This is a genomic window from Ruegeria sp. CDSC081, assembly GCF_059610485.1.
Map to the genome: position 1 here is coordinate 395,492 of NZ_JBXWNS010000004.1, position 19,191 is coordinate 414,682.

Annotated in this window: 15 protein-coding genes; 4 read left to right on the forward strand and 11 right to left on the reverse strand. The window is 57.9% G+C overall.

The annotated features are described in order from the left end of the window. Window positions 1–5: 5 nt before the first annotated feature. The 4 genes from AC2FH9_RS09730 to hemB form a co-directional block, all read right to left on the reverse strand. On the reverse strand, window positions 6–398 hold the full coding sequence (locus AC2FH9_RS09730) for a nuclear transport factor 2 family protein (protein WP_496695612.1): 393 nt from the start codon (window positions 396–398) through the stop codon (window positions 6–8). Window positions 399–504: 106 nt separating this feature from the next. Then, a complete protein-coding gene (locus AC2FH9_RS09735; RefSeq protein ID WP_496871343.1) occupies window positions 505–2,967 on the reverse strand; it encodes a penicillin acylase family protein in 2,463 nt (820 codons plus the stop codon). A 173-nt stretch (window positions 2,968–3,140) separates the two neighbouring features. After that, window positions 3,141–3,716: a lipid-binding SYLF domain-containing protein gene (locus tag AC2FH9_RS09740; protein ID WP_142633534.1), complete on the reverse strand. Its 576-nt coding sequence runs from the start codon at window positions 3,714–3,716 to the stop codon at window positions 3,141–3,143. Window positions 3,717–3,857: 141 nt separating this feature from the next. Then, the gene (hemB, locus tag AC2FH9_RS09745) at window positions 3,858–4,856 is read right to left on the reverse strand and encodes a porphobilinogen synthase (protein WP_281972015.1); all 999 of its coding nucleotides are present in this window, start codon (window positions 4,854–4,856) and stop codon (window positions 3,858–3,860) included. A 119-nt stretch (window positions 4,857–4,975) separates the two neighbouring features. On the opposite strand from hemB, the gene AC2FH9_RS09750 reads away from it, so the two are divergent. Both AC2FH9_RS09750 and mfd read left to right on the forward strand, forming a co-directional pair. Next, window positions 4,976–5,503: a component of SufBCD complex gene (locus tag AC2FH9_RS09750; protein ID WP_496695607.1), complete on the forward strand. Its 528-nt coding sequence runs from the start codon at window positions 4,976–4,978 to the stop codon at window positions 5,501–5,503. 18 nt (window positions 5,504–5,521) lie between these two features. Further along, the gene (gene mfd / locus AC2FH9_RS09755) at window positions 5,522–8,977 is read left to right on the forward strand and encodes a transcription-repair coupling factor (RefSeq protein ID WP_496706061.1); all 3,456 of its coding nucleotides are present in this window, start codon (window positions 5,522–5,524) and stop codon (window positions 8,975–8,977) included. Here the strand turns inward: mfd and AC2FH9_RS09760 are convergent. From AC2FH9_RS09760 to AC2FH9_RS09780, 5 genes are all read right to left on the reverse strand, one after another. Next, entirely contained in the window at window positions 8,974–9,642 is a 669-nt protein-coding gene (locus AC2FH9_RS09760) for an SH3 domain-containing protein (protein WP_496871347.1), read from the reverse strand. The two genes, mfd and AC2FH9_RS09760, sit on opposite strands and share 4 nt — an antisense overlap. After that, on the reverse strand, window positions 9,639–11,303 hold the full coding sequence (locus tag AC2FH9_RS09765; protein WP_496871348.1) for a tetratricopeptide repeat protein: 1,665 nt from the start codon (window positions 11,301–11,303) through the stop codon (window positions 9,639–9,641). The genes AC2FH9_RS09760 and AC2FH9_RS09765 overlap by 4 nt, the downstream gene beginning before the upstream one ends. 57 nt (window positions 11,304–11,360) lie before the next feature. After that, window positions 11,361–12,569: a multidrug effflux MFS transporter gene (locus AC2FH9_RS09770; RefSeq protein ID WP_496688255.1), complete on the reverse strand. Its 1,209-nt coding sequence runs from the start codon at window positions 12,567–12,569 to the stop codon at window positions 11,361–11,363. A gap of 75 nt (window positions 12,570–12,644) precedes the next feature. Continuing rightward, entirely contained in the window at window positions 12,645–13,304 is a 660-nt protein-coding gene (locus AC2FH9_RS09775; RefSeq protein WP_496871350.1) for a DsbA family oxidoreductase, read from the reverse strand. Next, the gene (locus tag AC2FH9_RS09780; protein ID WP_496871352.1) at window positions 13,301–14,818 is read right to left on the reverse strand and encodes a class I adenylate-forming enzyme family protein; all 1,518 of its coding nucleotides are present in this window, start codon (window positions 14,816–14,818) and stop codon (window positions 13,301–13,303) included. Before AC2FH9_RS09780 ends, AC2FH9_RS09775 begins: the two co-directional genes overlap by 4 nt. A 65-nt stretch (window positions 14,819–14,883) precedes the next feature. Here AC2FH9_RS09780 and AC2FH9_RS09785 point away from each other — a divergent pair, with 65 nt between their 5' ends. Beyond that, the gene (locus tag AC2FH9_RS09785) at window positions 14,884–15,507 is read left to right on the forward strand and encodes a helix-turn-helix domain-containing protein (protein WP_142633550.1); all 624 of its coding nucleotides are present in this window, start codon (window positions 14,884–14,886) and stop codon (window positions 15,505–15,507) included. On the opposite strand, the gene AC2FH9_RS09790 is transcribed toward AC2FH9_RS09785, so the two are convergent. After that, on the reverse strand, window positions 15,496–15,732 hold the full coding sequence (locus tag AC2FH9_RS09790) for a hypothetical protein (RefSeq protein ID WP_142633552.1): 237 nt from the start codon (window positions 15,730–15,732) through the stop codon (window positions 15,496–15,498). The two genes, AC2FH9_RS09785 and AC2FH9_RS09790, sit on opposite strands and share 12 nt — an antisense overlap. A gap of 561 nt (window positions 15,733–16,293) precedes the next feature. Beyond that, window positions 16,294–18,120: an extracellular solute-binding protein gene (locus tag AC2FH9_RS09795; protein WP_496871354.1), complete on the reverse strand. Its 1,827-nt coding sequence runs from the start codon at window positions 18,118–18,120 to the stop codon at window positions 16,294–16,296. Window positions 18,121–18,411: 291 nt separating this feature from the next. Between AC2FH9_RS09795 and AC2FH9_RS09800 the strand changes: the two genes are divergently transcribed. Further along, window positions 18,412–19,185: a 3-hydroxybutyrate dehydrogenase gene (locus AC2FH9_RS09800; protein ID WP_142633555.1), complete on the forward strand. Its 774-nt coding sequence runs from the start codon at window positions 18,412–18,414 to the stop codon at window positions 19,183–19,185. Window positions 19,186–19,191: the final 6 nt, after the last annotated feature.

Here is a 19,191-nt window from a genome sequence, read left to right on the forward strand (position 1 = left end):
CGTGATCAGCCGTCAATCTGGCGCTGAAAATCCTCGGCATCGAACCAAACCAGAGAGGTCTGGACCTGATTGGTGTCGGTCATTTCCCATTCTTCCCAACCCCGCGTCACGACGTCGTTGCCGGTCTTGGAATGCTGCCCTTCAAGGGTCCAGACAAATATTGCGTGGCTTCCCGCCCAGCGAAACATGTCGCAGCGGACCTCAAGATCGGGGAAATCAGTGTAAAACCCGCGCGCCATTTCCGCCACCGCGGCGCGGCCTATGATCGGTTCTCCACGGTTGATCGTGATCTGTCCGTCGGGCGCATAGAAACTGGCAACGGCCTCGGGGTCGCCCGAGCTCCAGGCGATCGCATAATCCCGCGCGAGATTGTTCAGCTTATCCCGGATACTGGCCATTTGGTCCCCCGCACACAAATCCTAGGCCTTTGGATCGTATGCCAAACGCCATTCAGCGTCCACGCGATGGAAAATAAACGGGCGAGGTCTTGCCGAAGCACGGAACTTAGCGGGGGATAAGGGTGGTCACTCCGACAGCGGCTGCATGTGCCAGGTCAAGGTCCAGGGACATCGGGATGTATTCACCCCGACGCCAAAGCTGGGCCTGATCGTCATAGTAGCGTGAAAGGAAGTGACCCGACTGGCCCGTAGCCGTGATAAACACCGAGCTGTCGGGATCCGCAAAATCATATACGCCGCGATAGCCTGCACCGTGCACGTTCTGAAACGGATCAGGGCCTTCACCCGACGTTCTGCCGCGCAGCAGGGTATTGTCGCCACCGCTGGTGGACTGCCGGATGTTCACAAAGAACCGCAGCACCGGAACCGATCCCAGAACCGGGTGGTCATGCGTCGCCTGATGCGCGTCACCCCAGCGTAGAGATTCCAGCGATCCTCCGTATTTTTCGGAAATCCAGATCAGCGCATCGTCCAGTGCCATGCGCGCCATATCGGTGCAGGTCTCTGTCGGCGCGCTCTGACGCACATTACACCAGGCCGAAGCTCCGTCGATGTCGCGATAGACACGTTCGATGAACAGTGGTTCGACATGTTTGTATTCAGCCGCCAGGGGGCCAAGCTCATCTGCGATCAACCGGATTTGCAGCGCCCGAACCCAAGCAGCATAGATCAGGGGTTCTGGCAGGTGTTCATTCATCTCGCCATTCCACTCGGCCAAAAGGTTCAGCGCGATCTGGCGCTGGCGTTCCTGGGTGCCTTCGGAGGCAGAGGCGCCGGTGTACCACAGATCAGCCCCGATCAGCGGAAGCAGAGAGCGCGCGGTAAAGCTGACCGTGTCCAGCTGTGCCTCGATAAAGCTGTCGCGCGTGTGTACCTCGCGCGATTGCATCAGCCGTTCCCAGCGATGGATGCGCTGCGTATCCCCCCATTCATATGAGACATGTTCGGGAAATGGCCGGTCGATGATCTTGTTGTTTGTGTTGCCCAGAATGCCGCCCGCAGGTGCGACGAATTCGGGGTTGTCAGCATAGGGCAGGCGGCCTTGCCACCGGTTTTCGGCCAGCCAGCCAGGCGTCGGAATACGCCCCCGGCTTTGGTTCTTTGCGGCACGTTGCGGCATTGCGCCGATCAGCTTCATGCCGATGGTGTCCTTGTCGACCAATGACAGGTTCTGAGATGGCGCCATGAACAGCTCGGCTGCGGTGATGGCTTGTCGGACAGTGTCCGCATTCATCAGCGCCATTGAGGCTGACATGGATGTGTCCCGTGCGCTCAGGGCTGTCCAGGACAGCGAGGCGACATGACCCGGCGGCGTGATCGTCCCAAGATCGTAATGGGTGCCCGGCAGAACGGGTCCGTTCTCGGTCCAACGCAGGGTCAGAGTGATTGGGGCTTCGTCTTTGATCTCGATGATCGAAGGGCGGCTGCGAAAGGTCTTGTATCCTTCGGGGGTCAGGTATTCCTCGGGGTTTTCTGGGTTCAACTGCTCGATATGGATGTCCTGATCATCCAGATAGGATGAGGTCAAACCCCAGCCCAGCCGATCACTGCGTCCGGTCATCACCGCCGGGATGCCGGGGATCGTGGCACCGATCACGCCGCCTTTGGCCAGTTCCAGACGGGCCAGATACCAGATGCCCGGCGCTGTGAAACCCAAATGCGGATCATTGGCCAGAAGCGTCCCTCCGCTGGCAGATCTTGTGGGGGCGGCAGACCATGCGTTCGATGCTCCGGCCAATCCGCGCTTTGGAAAGGGCGAGATGGGCGTGTCCGGCATCGACGATCCGGCCGCATATCTGGGCAGGTTAGGAAACAGGGCGGCGTATTCGGGCAGAGCGGCGATTCCCGGCCCGGGAACATCAGGCAGAATATCCGCCAGTCGGGTCTGGTCATCCAGCATAAGCGATGTGCGCGCGCGCAGCACTTCATCCTCAAGATGGCCAGAAAGTTGCAGGCTCATTAGTTTGATGACGGCCAGGCTGTCGCCCGGTTGCCAGGGCGATACAGGCGCATTGAACAAAAACATCTCTGGCGCACCACGGCCCAATGCGTTTTCGTTAATCTCGGCCAGTCGTGCATTCACCCCGGCAGCATAAGCGCGCAGGGCCTCTTTGGTATAGTCGTCCTGGGCTTGTACCGACCGGTGTGCAAGCCCGTACAGATCAAACCGCCGCAACAGCTTGTCGATATGAACAGTGCGAGCGCCAAAGACTTCGGACAATCGGCCCTGCGCTGTCCGGCGCAGAACAGTCATCTGCCAGAGGCGATCCTGTGCATGGGCATAGCCAAGCCCAAAGAAGACATCCGGGTCTGATGCGCCCAGAATATGGGGAACATTCGCTGTATCCCTGACAACCTCAACCGGCGCAGTCAGGCCATCAACTTTAACGGTCTGATCGTAGTCCGGCAGGGACTGGCTGGCCAGAAAATACACCAGCAACACAGCCGCCAATGTCAGCAGAACAAGACCCGAGGCGATACGCACAAGCCAGCGAAAGACAATTCCCATCAGCGGTCACATTTCCGTTCACTCTATGATTGCGCAGACACTAGAGGATGGCCGCACGGATCGAAAGAGGAACCGCATGAGAACATGCGTGTTTACCGCGGTTTGAATGAAAAACCCCGCTTCGGGCGTGATGCCGAAAGCGGGGTGTCTTGAGGGGGGAGGGTAGTCCGGTATCAGGGAATGATGCGGGTGTATTTCGTGCCTTCGACCGTCGCGCCGAACTTTAGCCCTGCCTGTCCGAAGACCGCCGCCAGAACCGGCGAACGCAGGGTGGTGGTGTCGGTCGACAGAGAGTCGCCCGTCGCATCGACCACGTAGCCGACTTCGGCCCCGGCGGTCCATCCGCTGGAACGGCGGAAATCGTTCAACGCGTCCTGTGTCATGAAGAACAGGACATGCGCATATTGCTGGGCACCGATTTGCAGGCCGGCGGTTCCCGAAATTGCGGAATAGTAATCAACTGTCGCGCCCTGAATGCGTAGCGCGCCTGTGCCGTAGGCACCGCCAAAGACGATTAGTCCGGCATCGGTTATCAGAGGCATGACCAGCATGCCGTTGGCCTTGTTCGCGATTTCGAGCGTGTTGGGGTAGGTGGCGTACATCTGGTTCAATGTCGCATCCACACGGGCGTCAATCGTCGCTGCGTTGGAACTGCCGACGCCATTGCCGCAAGCGGCGGTCACTGACAGACCGGCCATGCCAAAAGCAAAGCCACGACGGCTTAATCGAGTAGGTTTGGAACTGCTCATGTTTTTTATCTCTGTATAAATGCCTGATTGTCGGGTGCTCCCGATCTTGTCCGCAAGAATACGCCGATTGTCGCCTCGTGTCACGGGAAAGCTGCCCAGTGACCAAAGATAGTCGGCGAAAAATCGCGGAAACGCGGGGGATTAGCCCTGCAGGATCCGGGCGGCCTGAGGCGCGAAATAGGTCAGGATCCCGTCGCAGCCCGCGCGTTTGAACGCAAGCAGACTTTCGAGCATGACCTTCTCTCCGTCGATCCAGCCGTTCTGCGCCGCGGCTTGTATCATCGCGTATTCGCCCGAGACTTGATAGGCATAGGTCGGCGCGCCAAACGTGTCCTTGACCCGGCGGCAGATGTCCAAATAGGGCATGCCGGGTTTGATCATGACCATGTCCGCGCCTTCGGTCAGGTCACGCTCGATCATGCGCAGCGCCTCGTCCGAGTTTCCGGGGTCCATCTGATAGGTCTTCTTGTCTCCGGTCAGCGCGCCCGAGGCGCCCACTGCATCTCGGAACGGTCCGTAGAACGCACTCGCATATTTGGCCGCATAGCTGAGGATCATCACGTTGTGATGGTCTGCGCCCTCCAGGGCGCGCCGCATTTCACCGATCCGGCCATCCATCATATCTGACGGTCCGATGATGTCGGCGCCCGCATCTGCTTGCGCCAGCGTCATCTTTACCAGCGCCTCGATCGTTTGATCGTTTATGATCTCACCATCGACCACATAACCGTCATGGCCGTTGATATTGTATGGGTCCAGCGCCACGTCCGTCATCACCGCGATATTGGGTGCGGCTTTCTTGATGGCGCGAATGGCTCGGTTGGACAGGTTATCGGGGTTCCACGCTTCGGCGCAATCTTCGGTCTTTAGGGAGGCGTCGGTGTAGGGAAAGATGCAGATTGCCGGGATACCCAGGGCCTGCGCCTCGACCGCAGCCTGTGCGATCAGATCGACCGAGCGGCGCATGACACCAGGCATCGAGGGGACAGGCTCTTCAATACCTTCGCCGTCTCGGACGAAAACCGGCCAGATCAGATCATCGGTGGTCAGTGTATTCTCGCGGACCAGCGCCCGCACCGCCTGTGATTGGCGTGTTCGACGAAAACGGGCCAGAGGATAGGGGGCAATGGTCGGTTTCATGACGCGCTCTCCTTGTAAATTCCAGCATTGGGTGGCATGAATTCCGTGTAGTCTCAAGGGTAACGATGGACGCGTCTTTGCGAAGAAGGTCCCTGAAGACGGAAATTAAGGGCTGACGCGTGGACTTATACTCTTCGATTTTTGAACTCATCGACATGCGCAGCTTTTCGAATCTCTGGTATTGGATCGGGCTTGCGGTGTTGTGGTCATCCGCCAGCCACTGGGCCATGGGCGTGCCGTTTGACCTTGTTGTGCGCGCAAGACGGGTAGGTGGGCAATCGGAACAGGATTTGATGGATATCGTCCGCATTAACGGAAACCGATTGCTCTATATATTGGAGGTATCCGGCCTCGCGATATTAGCGTTTAGTTGTTTTCTGTTCACGGGTCTCGCCACTTTGGGGTTCTACTACGGGCTTGAATTTGCGCAGGCCGTGTTTTTGTTGCTGTTTCCGGTTTGTCTTGTCGTGCTGATCAATGTATCAGCCGCGCGGAAACTGCGCCGGGAAACACCAAGTCTGGAATATATTTCCAAGATTCTTACGCGCTGCCGGATCTATACCCAGATAGTTGGTATGATTTCGATCTTGATCACATCGCTTTGGGGCATGTACCAGAATTTTTCCATCGGCGTCCCGGGTTGGTAAAATCAGAAAGGCTTGGCGATGACGGGTCCGAACCAAGTAATCGTTGGCGGCGCCCCCGAAGGGTTTGACGCGCAGCTTGTCCTGAATGAGCTGGCGCGCTCGGGCGGGCCGGTGTGCCATGTCGCGCGTGATGACAAACGGCTTGAGGCGATGCGCGCGGCGCTTGCCTTTTTTGCGCCTGACATGCCGGTATTTGTGTTCCCAGGCTGGGATTGTCTGCCATATGATCGGGTATCGCCCAATGCCGATATCTCGGCAGCGCGTGTGGCCACCCTTGCCGCACTTGTGCACCAGATGCCGCAGCAATATGTGCTGCTGACAACTCTGAACGCCGCAACCCAACGCGTGCCTGCCCGTGCGGTGCTGCGAGAGGCGGCGTTTACCGCCCGTGTCGATCACCGCATTGATGAAACCGCGCTGCGGAATTTCCTTGTGCGCATGGGGTTCACGCAAAGCCCGACCGTGATGGAGCCTGGCGATTATGCCGTTCGAGGGGGTATCATCGACATTTTCCCGCCCGGCGAATCCGGGCCGGTGCGGCTGGACCTGTTCGGGGATGTTCTGGATGGAGCACGTCGGTTTGATCCGGTGTCGCAACGTACGACCGAAAAGCTGGCTGTTGTGGAGCTGGCACCAGTGTCCGAGGTCATTCTAGATGACGCGGCCATCACCCGGTTTCGGCAAAATTATCGCATCGAGTTCGGGGCGGCGGGCACAGATGATCCCCTGTACGAGGCCGTTAGCGCAGGGCGCAAGCATCAGGGGATCGAACACTGGCTGCCGTTCTTTCACGAAAAGCTGGAAACGCTGTTTGATTATCTGCCCGGTGCCACCATCTCGCTGGATGATCAGGTCACGCCCGCGCGTTTGGCGCGGTGGGACACGATTGCGGATCAATACGAAACGCGGCGGCTCGCGCTTGAGAACCGGTCGCGCATGGACACGGTGTATAAACCGACACCACCGGGCCTATTGTATCTGGATGACACTGCTTGGGAACAAGCTGTCGGCGATAGGCGCGTTCTGCAATTCAATGCATTGCCTCAGGCCCTTGGGCCCGGGGTGATTGACGCAGGTGGACGGATTGGACGGAATTTCGCGCCCGAGCGGCAGCAGGAAAGCATCAGCTTGTTCGGAGCACTGGCCAGCCATATCACCGACAAAATGGCCAAGGGGCCGGTTCTGATTGCCTCTTATTCCGAAGGGGCCCGCGAACGTCTGACTGGGCTGATCGAGGATGAAGGCCTTGCCGAGGCGATCCCCGTGCCCGACGGTACGCGTATCGGCAAACGCGGGCTGCATCTGGCCGTCTGGGCGCTGGAGCACGGGTTCGAAACGCCCGACCTGACCGTGATCGCCGAACAGGATGTGCTGGGCGATCGGTTGATCCGGCAGCCCAAAAAGCGCCGCAAGGCCGAAAATTTCCTGACCGAAACCCAATCCCTCAGCCCGGGTGATTTGGTGGTCCATGTGGATCATGGCATCGGGCGTTATCTGGGGATGGAGGTCGTGACGGCGGCCGGTGCCGCCCATGAATGTCTGCTGCTGGAATACGCAGAACAATCCAAACTGTACCTGCCGGTCGAAAACATCGAACTGCTGTCGCGATACGGTCATGATGAGGGTCTGCTGGACCGATTGGGCGGCGGCGCGTGGCAGGCCAAGAAGGCTAAGCTGAAGGAGCGCATCCGCGAGATGGCGGATAAACTGATCCGCATCGCTGCCGAACGGGCTTTGCGCAAGGCCCCGATTATGGACCCGCCTCCGCACGCGTGGGAGGAGTTCAGTGCGCGCTTTCCCTATCAGGAAACTGACGATCAGCTGCGCGCAATCGGTGAGGTCATGGAAGACATGCATTCCGGCGCGCCGATGGATCGTCTGATTTGTGGCGACGTGGGCTTTGGCAAGACCGAGGTCGCAATGCGTGCCGCTTTCGTTGCCGCAATGTCGGGCGTGCAAGTGGCGGTGATCGCACCGACAACGCTGTTGGCGCGTCAGCACGCGGCCAGCTTCAAGGATCGCTTCCGGGGCTTCCCGCTTGAGGTGCGGCAGCTGTCCCGCTTCATCTCGGCCAAAGAGGCGCAACAGACCCGTGATGGGTTGGCGCGCGGCACGGTGGATATTGTGATCGGCACCCATGCCTTGCTTGCAAAAGCGATACGGTTCAACAATCTGGGTCTGCTGATCATCGACGAGGAACAGCATTTCGGTGTTGGCCACAAGGAGCGTCTGAAACAGCTGCGCAGCGATATCCACGTCCTGACCCTGACCGCGACGCCGATTCCACGAACGCTGCAACTGTCCCTGACCGGCGTGCGTGACCTGTCGATCATCGGCACACCTCCCATCGACCGGCTGGCGATCCGCACCTATGTCAGTGAGTTCGACGCGGTCACGATCCGCGAAGCCCTGCTGCGTGAACATTACCGTGGTGGGCAGAGTTTCTATGTCGTCCCGCGCATCTCGGACCTACCCGAGATTGAGGAATTCCTGAAAGAGCAACTGCCCGAGCTGACTTATATGGTGGCGCATGGGCAGATGGCGGCGGGGGAACTCGACGATCGGATGAATGCGTTCTACGACGGCAAATACGATGTCTTGCTGGCCACCACGATTGTGGAAAGCGGGCTGGATATCCCGACTGCAAATACGATGGTTGTGCACCGGGCGGATATGTTCGGGCTGGCGCAGCTCTATCAGATCCGCGGCAGGGTCGGGCGGTCGAAAACCCGCGCCTATGCCTATCTGACCACAAAACCGCGCGCCCGTCTGACTGCCACGGCCGAAAAACGCCTGCGCGTTCTGGGCTCGCTCGACACGCTGGGGGCGGGGTTCACGTTGGCGTCTCAGGACCTTGATATTCGAGGGGCGGGTAACCTGTTGGGCGAGGAACAGTCGGGCCAAATGCGCGATGTGGGCTATGAACTCTATCAGTCGATGCTGGAGGAGGCGATTGCCAAGATCAAAGCCGGTGAGATGGAAGGCCTGTCGGATGCAGATGACCAATGGGCGCCGCAGATCAATCTTGGCGTCCCTGTCCTGATCCCAGAGGATTATGTGCCCGATCTGGATGTCCGCCTAGGCCTGTATCGCCGTTTGTCGTCGCTGTCGACCAAGGTGGAATTGGAAGGCTTCGCCGCTGAATTGATCGACCGCTTTGGCACGCTGCCGAAAGAGGTCAACACCCTGATGCTGGTCGTGCGCATCAAGGCGATGTGCAAACGGGCGGGGATTGCAAAGCTAGATGGCGGGCCCAAAGGCGCGACGATCCAGTTTCACAACGACAAATTTGCCTCGCCTCAGGGGCTGGTCGAGTTCATCCAGAACCAGCGCGGGTTGGCCAAGGTCAAGGATAACAAGATCGTCGTGCGCCGCGATTGGAAGAAGGACAGCGACAAGATCAAGGGGGCCTTTGCCATCGCCCGCGATCTGGCGGAAAAACTTGTGGCCGAAAAGAAAAAGGCCAAAGCCTAGTCACCGCTGACAAAGGTGCACAGCTGCCAGTCGCCCGCGTCGGATTGCGCCAATGCAGCCCGGAACCCGGTCATGGGCCACAGGAAATCGCTGTGCATATAGCCCTGACCCCCATCAGTCAGCAGAACCCTCTGGTATTGCGCGATGGGAGAGACGTCGCGGATGATGACGACCTCATAGCTGATGAGGTCGAGTATGGCCGCGCCTCGATTTGGTGCGTTGCGCAGAGTTACATCCTGAGCGGTCACAAAATAGGCCAACGCCGGATCCAGCGAAGCGGGTAGGGTGAGCTGCCATTGGTGGGGCATCCAGAACTCGCCGTCTTCGTTGAAATAGCCAGGCTGTGTCAGGGTGTTTTCCAGATCGGACCAAAAGGTTTCAACAACCTTTTCGCTGTCATCATCATCTTGCTCTGACGTTGCCGGTCCGGGAGTAAGATACTCGCGCAGCTCGTCCGGGCCGCCATTGCCGCCGTGGCTAAGGTAAATATCCGGGCAGGCAACAGACAGCACGCCTTCGATGTCGCGCTCGGCTACCATGTTCAGCAGGTTTGCCCGGAACGAGACGAGGGTGACATCCCGCTCGGCCTCGTCGACGGGCGGAAAGGATTGTCGATCCGCCAGCGCCGGGCTGCAGAGCAAAGCGAGCAGAAAGGCGTATCTCATTCGGCGGCCCTCATGGCGGCTTGGGCACAGAAACAGGACGCCCCAACAGCCCGGTCCGCACGAGCCAAAGCCAAATCCAGCCGTTGCCTGATCTGCACGATCTCAACCGTCTCACCGCGCGCCTTCAGGCAGTCATGCAGGCCCTTGAGGCTCCAGACATTGTCAGGATGGACAGAGGCACGGCTGAGCGTACCGCCCAACCCCAAATCCTCGCGGTATATGGCCTCGGCTTCGGCGGTATGCCCTTGTTCGAACAGCAATGCACCCAACGCGTGTCGAGTGGGCTGCATCCATCCCCATGGCTCGTCATAGGGCAAGGTGTCGTCCAGTTCGACCGAGCGGCGCAGATGGGCGTAGGCCGCATCGTAGTTTTCCATGCGATACTCGATTTCGCCACGCAGCATTTCGCGGGCAATGTCCAGCAGGTCGATCACGCGGTTATTGTGCAGCAATCGCGTTTCTGGCACGCGGGCCTTGGCAGCGAGGAACAACTGCTCTTCGGCTTCGGCTTCGCTGACCTGCCCAGTGGCGGCAAAAGCAATGGCCCGGGCATAATGCGTGGTTGCCGTGAGAGTGCAGTACAGTTCGGGGTCCGAGGGCAGCTCAAGCGCCATTGCCTCTTCCCAACGGCCAAACCGGATCAGGATATGCGGGCCCATTGACATGTAACTTTCGAAGAAATCCGCCATAGGCGGGCTTTCTATGCGCAGCATGTCTTCGGGTGTGGTGTCCCACAATCCCTGATTGGCCCGCAGAGCAGGTTCCATCTGTCCCAGAAATAGGGCGCCATATATGACAAAATGATAATTGTGCTGGCGGTAGCCGGTGTAGATGTTGAACGCGCCTTCGCGTTCGTAATATTTCAAGTCCGCTTCGGTGGCTTTTTCATTCCAGTGGACCACGTTTTGATAGTGGCCGCACAGCACGTCGATATGGGTTGGCATATGCACCAGATGCCCCGCATCGGGCACCAGCGTGCGCAGGATGTCCCCGGCCTTAAGCGCCTTTTCCGGGGTGGGCGACATTTCCATCAGGTGAACATACAAGTGCAGCAGGCCGGGGTGGGTCATCGCTGCCGGGTCATTCGCCATCGCCGCTTCCAGCGCTTGTTGCGCTTCGACAGTGGCGGCCCCCTTTGCGGGTTGGCCTGAGTGCAGGTCCCACATCTGCCAGGGGGTCAGGTTCATCAGCGACTCTACATAGATCGAGCGCAGGTCCAGCTGATCGGGATGATTTTTGAAGACCGCGCGCATGGCATCGGCAAAATCCCGATCCCACCCGTTCATATCCTCAATCGGATCGCGCTGTGGGTATCGTGCAGGCATCGTGTGGATCAGGGCACGCTCGAACGGGGTGCATCGGTCGGCTAAGGCCAGCGCCTGTTGAGTTGCATCATATGCCTGCGCCAGAGCCTTTACCCGTCCCTGGTCGTCCAGCCGATCCCATGGCAGGTTGTAATTCGGCCCGCCTGCATAGGCGATGCCCCAATAAGCCATGGCGCAATCCGGGTCAGCCTCGGCCGATCGCTGAAAACACGCGACAGCTTCGTCGTGGTTAAAGCCGTATGTCCAGTTCAGTCCACGATCAAACCAGACCTGTGCCTCGGGCGATGTGGTAGTGACTGGACAAGTATGCGTGCCCAGATCGTAAGAATAGCGCATCGACAATCTCCCCACGTAGCGGGAACAGGTTAACGCGATTCATCGCGGCTGCACAGATCAGGCGGGCAATCTGTCTTCTATCCGGCCCATATACAGCATCAGGCCGAACCCCATCGTGCACATAGTCAGGACACCTATTGCCAAGGGCAGGATCGATCCGTCAAACAACTGTCCCAAGGGGGCTGCTACTGCAGCGGCCAGAACGGTTGATACCGCGCCTATGACTGACGCTGCCATGCCCGCAATATGGCCCATCGGCTCCATCGCTATGGCATTCAGGTTGCCCATCGTCATACCGGCCATGAAGAACACGGCAGTCTGCCAACTGACAAAAAGCGCAAATGAGGCGCCATCAGAAAGGTCCAGACCGTTCATTACCATGACAAAACACGTAAAGACGATCTGTGCGCCCAAAGTCCAGGTTACAATCCGGCGCATCCCCAATCGGATGACCAAAGTCGCGTTCAACAAACTGGCCGAGCCAGCCATCAGAGCAACGAATCCAAACCAGAATGGGAAACTGTCTGCTCTGTCGTAGATGATGTCATAAACAGGTTGTACCATCGTCAGCATGGTGAACAGCATCCCAAGGCAAAGCGTTTGCACCATGATCGAAACCCGCACAGTCGGGTGTGCAAACATCTGCCGCGCGGCATCAATCATAAGCGGCAGGCGCAGGGGGCGGCGATTTTCGGGTGCCAGAGGTTCGCTCAGACGCAGGCCCATCCACGTGATTGTGATCAAAGAGAACAACATGAACGAAGCGAAGATGCCTCGCCACCCGGCCAGAGCGATCACCCCGGCACCCATCATGGGCGCGATGGCGGGAACCAGCGTAAAGATCATCATGGCAATCGAGACGATGCGGGCCATCTCACGGCCGGAATAGAGGTCACGGATAATGGCCATGGCCACCACGCGTGGGGCCGCGCTGCCGATGCCTTGAAAGATGCGCGCAATCAACAGCATCTCAAGCGAGGAGGTGGCCCAGGCGACTGCGGCAGACAGGATATACAGCGCAGAGCCGACGTAAATTACCGGCTTGCGCCCGAATGCATCCGACAGAGGGCCGGTGAAAAAGGTGCCGATCCCCATGCCCAGCACAAATGAGGTCAGGATCAACTGCGCCTTGTTTGCATCACCTGGGCTGAGTTGCGCGCTGATCTGCGGCAGGGCGGGCAGCATCGAGTCGATAGAAAACGCGATTGTCGCAAACATCATTGCGATCAAAGCGACAAATTCTCCGCGCGGCATGCGATTACTCATGGGGCTCTCCTGACCCGTTCGCGCTATCACAGAGGATTGGGCACGGCCAGTGATCAGAATGCACAGGAGGCTGTGCTATTTTGCAGGGGAAGCCTCGATTTGAGACATGATTTCACCGATCACGCGTTCCCACATTTCCGGTGGTTGCGCGCCGGGGACAGCATGTTGGTTGGCAACGATAAAAGTCGGTACCGACGTCACACCCATCTGCCGGGAATGCGCGTCACGGTTGCTGATGTCGGTGCGGTCGGCGTCGGATTTCAGCAGCTTCATGACGACGGCGGCGTCCATCCCCTGACTGTCGGCAATATCCGCCAGAACCTCGTGGTCGCCGATATCGCGACCCTGTACAAAATAGGCCTGAAACAGGGCATCAATTATAGCGTTCTGCTTGTTTTCGATCCCGGCCCAGTGGATCAGCCGATGAGCGTCCAGCGTGTTCGGGGTGCGCTTCATCCCCTCAAAGTCGATGCCCAACCCTGCGTTTTCGGCATGCTCGACCACCGGGGCATACGCACGGATGGCTCCGTCTTTGCCGCCGAATTTGCGCTCCAAGTATTCGCGCCGATCCATGCCTTCGACCGGCATATCGGGGTTCAGCTGAAAGGGGTGCCATTCAATGATGAATGGATGGTCCGGAGTTGCAGCCAACGCCTTGTCCAGATGAGTCTTGCCAATATAGCACCAGGGGCAGATCGGGTCAGACATGATGTCGAGCTTGACGGTCTGGGTCATGTATTGGTCGCCTTGAAATAGGCCGGCAGCGCCCGGCGCAAAAGTTTGCCATTGCCGCCAGTTGGCAGCTGAGGCAGATGGATAAAGGCGCGCGGTTGCTTATAGCGCGCCAGATTTGTCTCGACATAGGCGCGCAGGGCGTCCTCGTCCAGCTTTTCCGGCCCGGTATAGAATGCCACTATGACAAAACTGTCCTGCTTGACCTCAACGGCGGCCGCGCCGACCTGCGAGATGCCGGGATATCGGGACAATGTGGCCTCGACCTCGATCGGTGAGACCCGGTAGCCGCCTGCATTCATCATATCATCGTCTCGGCCAAGATAGGTGATCTGACCATCAATTGCCATTGCACCCTGATCGCCGGTCAGAAACCACTCGCCCTGCATCCTGGCCAGCGCTTCGTCCGGCGCGTTGAGATAGGTCAGCATTAGGCCGGGGTCTGATCGGTGGACGGCGATGGTCCCTTCTTTCCCCTGTGGAACCGGCCCGTCTGGACCCAGAATTGCCACACGTCGCCCGGGTTGTGGTTGCCCCAGTGCATCGCCACGTGCCGGATAGGCTGGGCTTGAAGAGATGAAGGTCGAGCATTCGGACATTCCAAAAGCTTCATACAACTCGCGCCCGGTGATCCGTGTCCATTTCTGGTGCAGATGCCGTGAGAGTTTTTCACCAGCGCAAAGGCCGTGCCTCAGATCGGGAAGGTGCAGATCGTTTGCTTCGTTCAAAATTTTTCGAAACACGCCCGGAGCTGCAGCAAAAATCGTGGCACGGTGATTGCGCAGCATATCGGGTAGGGTCGACAGATCGGTGCCGGGCTCCGGTATCAGCGCTGTCGCGCCAATGGTCCAGGGATCCATCAGTCCTGTCCCCAACGTATAGGTCCAGTTGAACGCACCTGCATGGCACAATCGATCCGTTTCCTGCAGGCCGTACCACCCATCCACCATCATCCGCCGCGCCCAAATTGCACGATGGGCATGTGCAACGGCCCGTGGCTTGCCCGAGGTGCCAGACGTATAGACCACATAAGCCATGTCTTCGGGGTCGCCCATCCGAAACTCGGCCAGAGGTAGATCGCGCATCTCGCGCAGTTGGCTCAAAGATATCTGGTTCGGGTGATCCGCGCTGGCGATATCGGGATCGCGCAGTATGGCGGCGGGGTTCAGATCTTGGATGATCTTTGCCGTTTCTGGCTGCGTCAGCTGTGACGATGTCGGCACGGGTACAATGCCGACCGCGATTGCACCCAGATAGGTTATTGGGAAATCAACCGTGTTCCCCAAACGCATCAAGACCAGATCGCCCGGTTTCAGACCGGCCCGCAGCAGACCTGTACCGGTTGCAAGGATCGCGCGTTTCAACGCAGCAAAGCTCCAGTTCTGCGCCGACGTTGCGCCAAGTACCGACAAGGCAATCTTGTCGCCATTGCGATCTGCTTGACGCAACACATGCGCGGCCAGATTGAAAGGGGTGGGGCAGGCCTTGGGCGGGCCTTGATCGAAAAGGGAAAGCATGGCGTCTGGCTAACGCGGCAACTGCTGCGTTGCAAGCGGGACAGGCTGGCCCTATAGAGTGGCGCATGAGAACCAAAGAGCAGACATCTCTGATCCGAATTGCCCGAAACTCGGGCGAGCACACAGAGGTCGAACCGCTGGACCTTGGCGTCCGTGTGCGTGAATTGCGCAAGGCGCGTAACTGGACTTTGGAACAAGCGGCCAATCAGGCGGGATTGGCGCGTTCAACGCTCAGCAAAATCGAAAACGGGCAGATGTCGCCTACATATGATGCGCTGAAGAAGCTGGCGATCGGGCTGGAAATCTCTGTTCCGCAGCTGTTCACGCCGCCACAGCGCGAGCAGGTGATCGGGCGTATGGCTGTGACCCGGATGGGGCAAGGCACCAGCCACGCAACCACAACATACGAGCACGAACTGCTAGCTGAAACGCTTACGAAAAAGCAGATGCTGCCCTATCGCGCCCGTGTACGTGCCCGGTCAATGGATGAGTTTGACGGGTGGGTCCGCCACGATGGCGAAGAATTCCTGTACGTGCTGACGGGTGTTGTTCGCCTGTATACCGAGTTCTACGAACCCGTCGAAATGCGCCGCGGTGACAGCGCCTATTACGACGGCAGCATGGGGCATAATGTCGTTTCGGTCAGTGAAGAAGACGCGATGATCCTGTGGGTGACGTCACTTACCTAGATGTTTGGTGACTTCACGGGTTAGCGCTTCGGTGAACAGGAAATCCTCAAGCTCTTCATGTGCTTCGTTCACCGTCAGATGATGACGTTCGGCCAGATAAGCCTCGAATTGTGCACGGTCGCGCCCGACCGCATCCATGTCTCGGTCGCGCAAATTGGGAAACCGCCGTTTTGCACGGGCGTACATTTCATTCCAATCTTGCGTCAGATCGTTCCACTTAAACATCTATTGGGCTTTCTGTTTGTCTGGCTACAGATCTGCTCGGCCCTGAATTCAGGGTACGAATGGTGTTTGCAGGTAGGGCTATGGCAAAATGTCGCACCTTGAGCGTGCGAAGTTTAAATCAGTTAGGCCCGCCACAGGAAATCTGAGACGGGCCTACGGACCAAATAGTTTTGAGTGAGTGGAGGCTGGTCCGAAAATACTGTTCCTGATATTGTAACACAGCTATGTGTCGGTAATGTTTGGCGTAATTCAAATTGGATACATTTGTACTAGTCGCAGGCTATATCTTTCGAACCCGTTACGTAAAGCCCCTTGTTGAAATTTTTCAAATTTGTCTGAAACTAGGGATCGCATCAATTTATAGCGGAATGCCCACAGCATTTACCTGCATGTCGTGGTACTGCGGGTCTGTGCCAGAATCCGCCGAAGGATATGAGACCCACACAGCAAACGCCGAACGGGTCTTATTGCATCACATCTGCAGCGGTTGCGATCCTCTGCAACGAGATTGGCACGGACAGTTAGCAATTAGGAAAGGACGGGGCCGCCTCTTTTAAGGCGCTATTCCTCGTACCACCAGACCTGCGGCATGTATTCCGGCCCGTCACCGTAAATGGGCAGGGTTTCCGGCTGTTTCAGCTCACGCGCATGTGCAATCCGGCCGACGTCAAAGCTCCAGATCGGGATGACATACCGGCCAGCGGTTAGAACGCGATCCAGCGCGCGGGTCGCAGACACGAAATCTTCGTGGCTTTCAGAGGCCAGCATCGTATCGATCAAACCGTCCACTGCTGGCGACTGAACCCCCATCAGGTTACGTGTTCCTGCCGTGTCAGCATTTTCACTGCCCCAATACAGGCGTTGTTCGTTACCCGGCGACAGGGAAAGAGCCCGGCGAAATGGGGTCATGTCAAAATCATGCGCATCCATCCGAGAGGTGTATTGTGCGTCGTCGATTTTTTCGACTGTAAGCTCGATGCCAAGCCGTTCAAGCGTACGCGCATAGATTTCGGCGATCGTTCCGACATTCTGGACAACGTTGAGGCTGCCCTGGCTGATGACCATGTCAACGATGAACGCTTCGCCATCTGCGTTTCGCAACACGCCGTCCTGAACTGTCCAGCCAGCCTCTTGCAGCAGCTTGGTTGCCTTGCGCAGATTGGCCCTGTTGCGTTCCGAACCGTCACCTACCGGCAGCTCGTAACCTTCCAGCGTACCGGGCAACAGTGTATCGGCGTATGGCTGCAGCAGCTCAGCCACCTGACCGGTGGCAGTACCGGGCTGCATCGCCAGATCCGAGCCCGAGAAATACGAGGTTATCCGCGGTTGCGCGCTTCCGGTGACGGTGTCGTTGATGAATTCGAAATTGAAAGCCAGAGTCAGAGCCTCGCGCACGCGCCAATCATCGAAGGGTGGCTTGCGCGTATTCATGACAAATCCGGTCATGCCCGAAGGCTTGCGATGCGGGATTTCGGTTTTCACCACATCGCCGCGCTGTACCGCGGGGAAGTCATACTGGTTGTTCCACTTATCGGCGTTAAACTCGCGCACGGCTGAGAGCTCGCCTGCTTTGAAGGCTTCGAATGCGACTGTGCCATCCCCGTAGAACTCGATCCGCATCTCATCCAGATTCATGGTGCCGCGCCGAAACGGAATGTCAGCGCCCCAGTAATCCGGATTGCGACGCAGGTTCACATACCGTCCGGCTTCGTACCCGTCGATGACATACGGTCCAGACCCCAGAGGGATGTCTTGCAGCGGCGCGTCGGCAAAGTCTTTACCCTCCCACTGTGCCTTCTGAAGGATCGGACGCATCCCGGCGATCAGCGCAAGCTCGCGGTCGGGGTCGTTAAACGTGATGCGGACGGAACGCGGTCCGGTTTGTTCGATACTGTCGATCTTTCCCCAAAGGCCGCGATATCTCAGATGCCCTTCGGTTCCCAAAGTCTCATATGACCAGATGACATCCTCGACAGAGACCGGTGATCCATCCGAGAATCGGGCATTCTCTCGCAGGGTAAATTCGACCCAGGATCGGTCTGGAGCCGTCTCAACTGATTCGGCTAACAACCCGTAAAGAGTGAAAGGTTCGTCCCAGGAACGCCCCATCAGGCTTTCATGGGTCCAAAATCGCAACTGCCAGGGTGACGTGCCTTTTTGCACAAACGGGTTAAGACTGTTATAGCCGCCGGTATTTCCAAATACGACTTTGCCGCCTTTGGGTGCATCAGCGTTGACATAGGGTAGCGACACAAAATCCGGTGGTAGGGCAGGGTCGCCATACATAGCTATGCCATGGGTCGATTCTGCATGGGCTGCTGCAACGGCAAAAACACTAACGATTCCCGCGATCATAGGGCGAACGGGGCGAAGAAAATCGGGGCTCATTTTGGAAACAATCCTGCTCTGGCCTTATTTTGTTGGGATTCACCGTAGCCATGATTTTTCATATTATCAAACTTTTAGCTTGGACGAAGGCGTGGAATTGCTTATAAAGGGCGTACTGCTCGATAGGTTTCTTGCCTGTATGAAACCTGCCTCAATAACTTAACGCCCGCTTCGTGCGGGCGTTTTTTTTGTGCGATTTTCGCTGATACAGCGCGGCCAATCTTTCCCCGTTTTCTTTGCAGGTGCAGCATGGCACTGTGCCGTCAACACGGAATCTGACGGAGAGCACCCATGAGTCTTTCGGGCAAAACAGCAATCATCACAGGATCGAATTCGGGCATCGGGCTGGGCATCGCCCGCGAGCTGGCCAAGGCCGGGGCAGATGTGGTGCTGAATTCGTTTACTGACCGCGACGAAGATCATGCTCTGGCCGCAGAGATCGGGCAGGAAACCGGAACCAACGCGCGCTATATCAAAGCGGACATGTCCAAGGGTGACGAGTGTCGGGCGCTGATCGAGAAGGCTGGAGCCTGCGATATCCTGGTCAACAATGCCGGCATTCAGCATGTGGCGCCGATTGATCAGTTTCCAACCGACAAATGGGACGCGATCATTGCGATCAACATGAACTCGGCCTTTCACACCACTGCCGCCGCGTTGCCGATGATGCGCAAGGCGGGCTGGGGACGGGTGGTGAATATTGCATCGGCCCATGGGTTGACGGCATCGCCTTTCAAAGCCGCCTATATCGCGGCCAAGCACGGTGTTGTCGGCATGACCAAAACCGTAGCCCTCGAGACCGCACAAGAGCCGATTACCTGTAATGCGATTTGCCCGGGATATGTGCTGACGCCGCTGGTCGAAGAGCAGATACCCAATACGATGAAAGAATACGATATGAGCCGTGAGGATGTCGTGAAGAATGTCCTGCTAAAGCGGCAACCTTCGAAAGAATTCGCTACGGTCGAACAACTGGGCGGTACGACGATCTTTCTGTGCTCGGATGCGGCGGCGCAGATCACCGGCACGACGATTTCAGTTGATGGCGGGTGGACCGCGCTCTGAGCCTGG

What these genes read in the sequence shown, in the direction of transcription:
- AC2FH9_RS09775 (WP_496871350.1), bottom strand. Translation starts at nt 13,304, where the DNA reads ATGACCCAGACCGTCAAGCTCGACATCATGTCTGACCCGATCTGCCCC.
- hemB (WP_281972015.1), bottom strand. Translation starts at nt 4,856, where the DNA reads ATGAAACCGACCATTGCCCCCTATCCTCTGGCCCGTTTTCGTCGAACA.
- mfd (WP_496706061.1), top strand. Translation starts at nt 5,522, where the DNA reads ATGACGGGTCCGAACCAAGTAATCGTTGGCGGCGCCCCCGAAGGGTTT.
- AC2FH9_RS09760 (WP_496871347.1), bottom strand. Translation starts at nt 9,642, where the DNA reads ATGAGATACGCCTTTCTGCTCGCTTTGCTCTGCAGCCCGGCGCTGGCG.
- AC2FH9_RS09735 (WP_496871343.1), bottom strand. Translation starts at nt 2,967, where the DNA reads ATGGGAATTGTCTTTCGCTGGCTTGTGCGTATCGCCTCGGGTCTTGTT.
- AC2FH9_RS09740 (WP_142633534.1), bottom strand. Translation starts at nt 3,716, where the DNA reads ATGAGCAGTTCCAAACCTACTCGATTAAGCCGTCGTGGCTTTGCTTTT.
- AC2FH9_RS09780 (WP_496871352.1), bottom strand. Translation starts at nt 14,818, where the DNA reads ATGCTTTCCCTTTTCGATCAAGGCCCGCCCAAGGCCTGCCCCACCCCT.
- AC2FH9_RS09785 (WP_142633550.1), top strand. Translation starts at nt 14,884, where the DNA reads ATGAGAACCAAAGAGCAGACATCTCTGATCCGAATTGCCCGAAACTCG.
- AC2FH9_RS09795 (WP_496871354.1), bottom strand. Translation starts at nt 18,120, where the DNA reads ATGAGCCCCGATTTTCTTCGCCCCGTTCGCCCTATGATCGCGGGAATC.
- AC2FH9_RS09790 (WP_142633552.1), bottom strand. Translation starts at nt 15,732, where the DNA reads ATGTTTAAGTGGAACGATCTGACGCAAGATTGGAATGAAATGTACGCC.
- AC2FH9_RS09765 (WP_496871348.1), bottom strand. Translation starts at nt 11,303, where the DNA reads ATGCGCTATTCTTACGATCTGGGCACGCATACTTGTCCAGTCACTACC.
- AC2FH9_RS09800 (WP_142633555.1), top strand. Translation starts at nt 18,412, where the DNA reads ATGAGTCTTTCGGGCAAAACAGCAATCATCACAGGATCGAATTCGGGC.
- AC2FH9_RS09770 (WP_496688255.1), bottom strand. Translation starts at nt 12,569, where the DNA reads ATGAGTAATCGCATGCCGCGCGGAGAATTTGTCGCTTTGATCGCAATG.
- AC2FH9_RS09730 (WP_496695612.1), bottom strand. Translation starts at nt 398, where the DNA reads ATGGCCAGTATCCGGGATAAGCTGAACAATCTCGCGCGGGATTATGCG.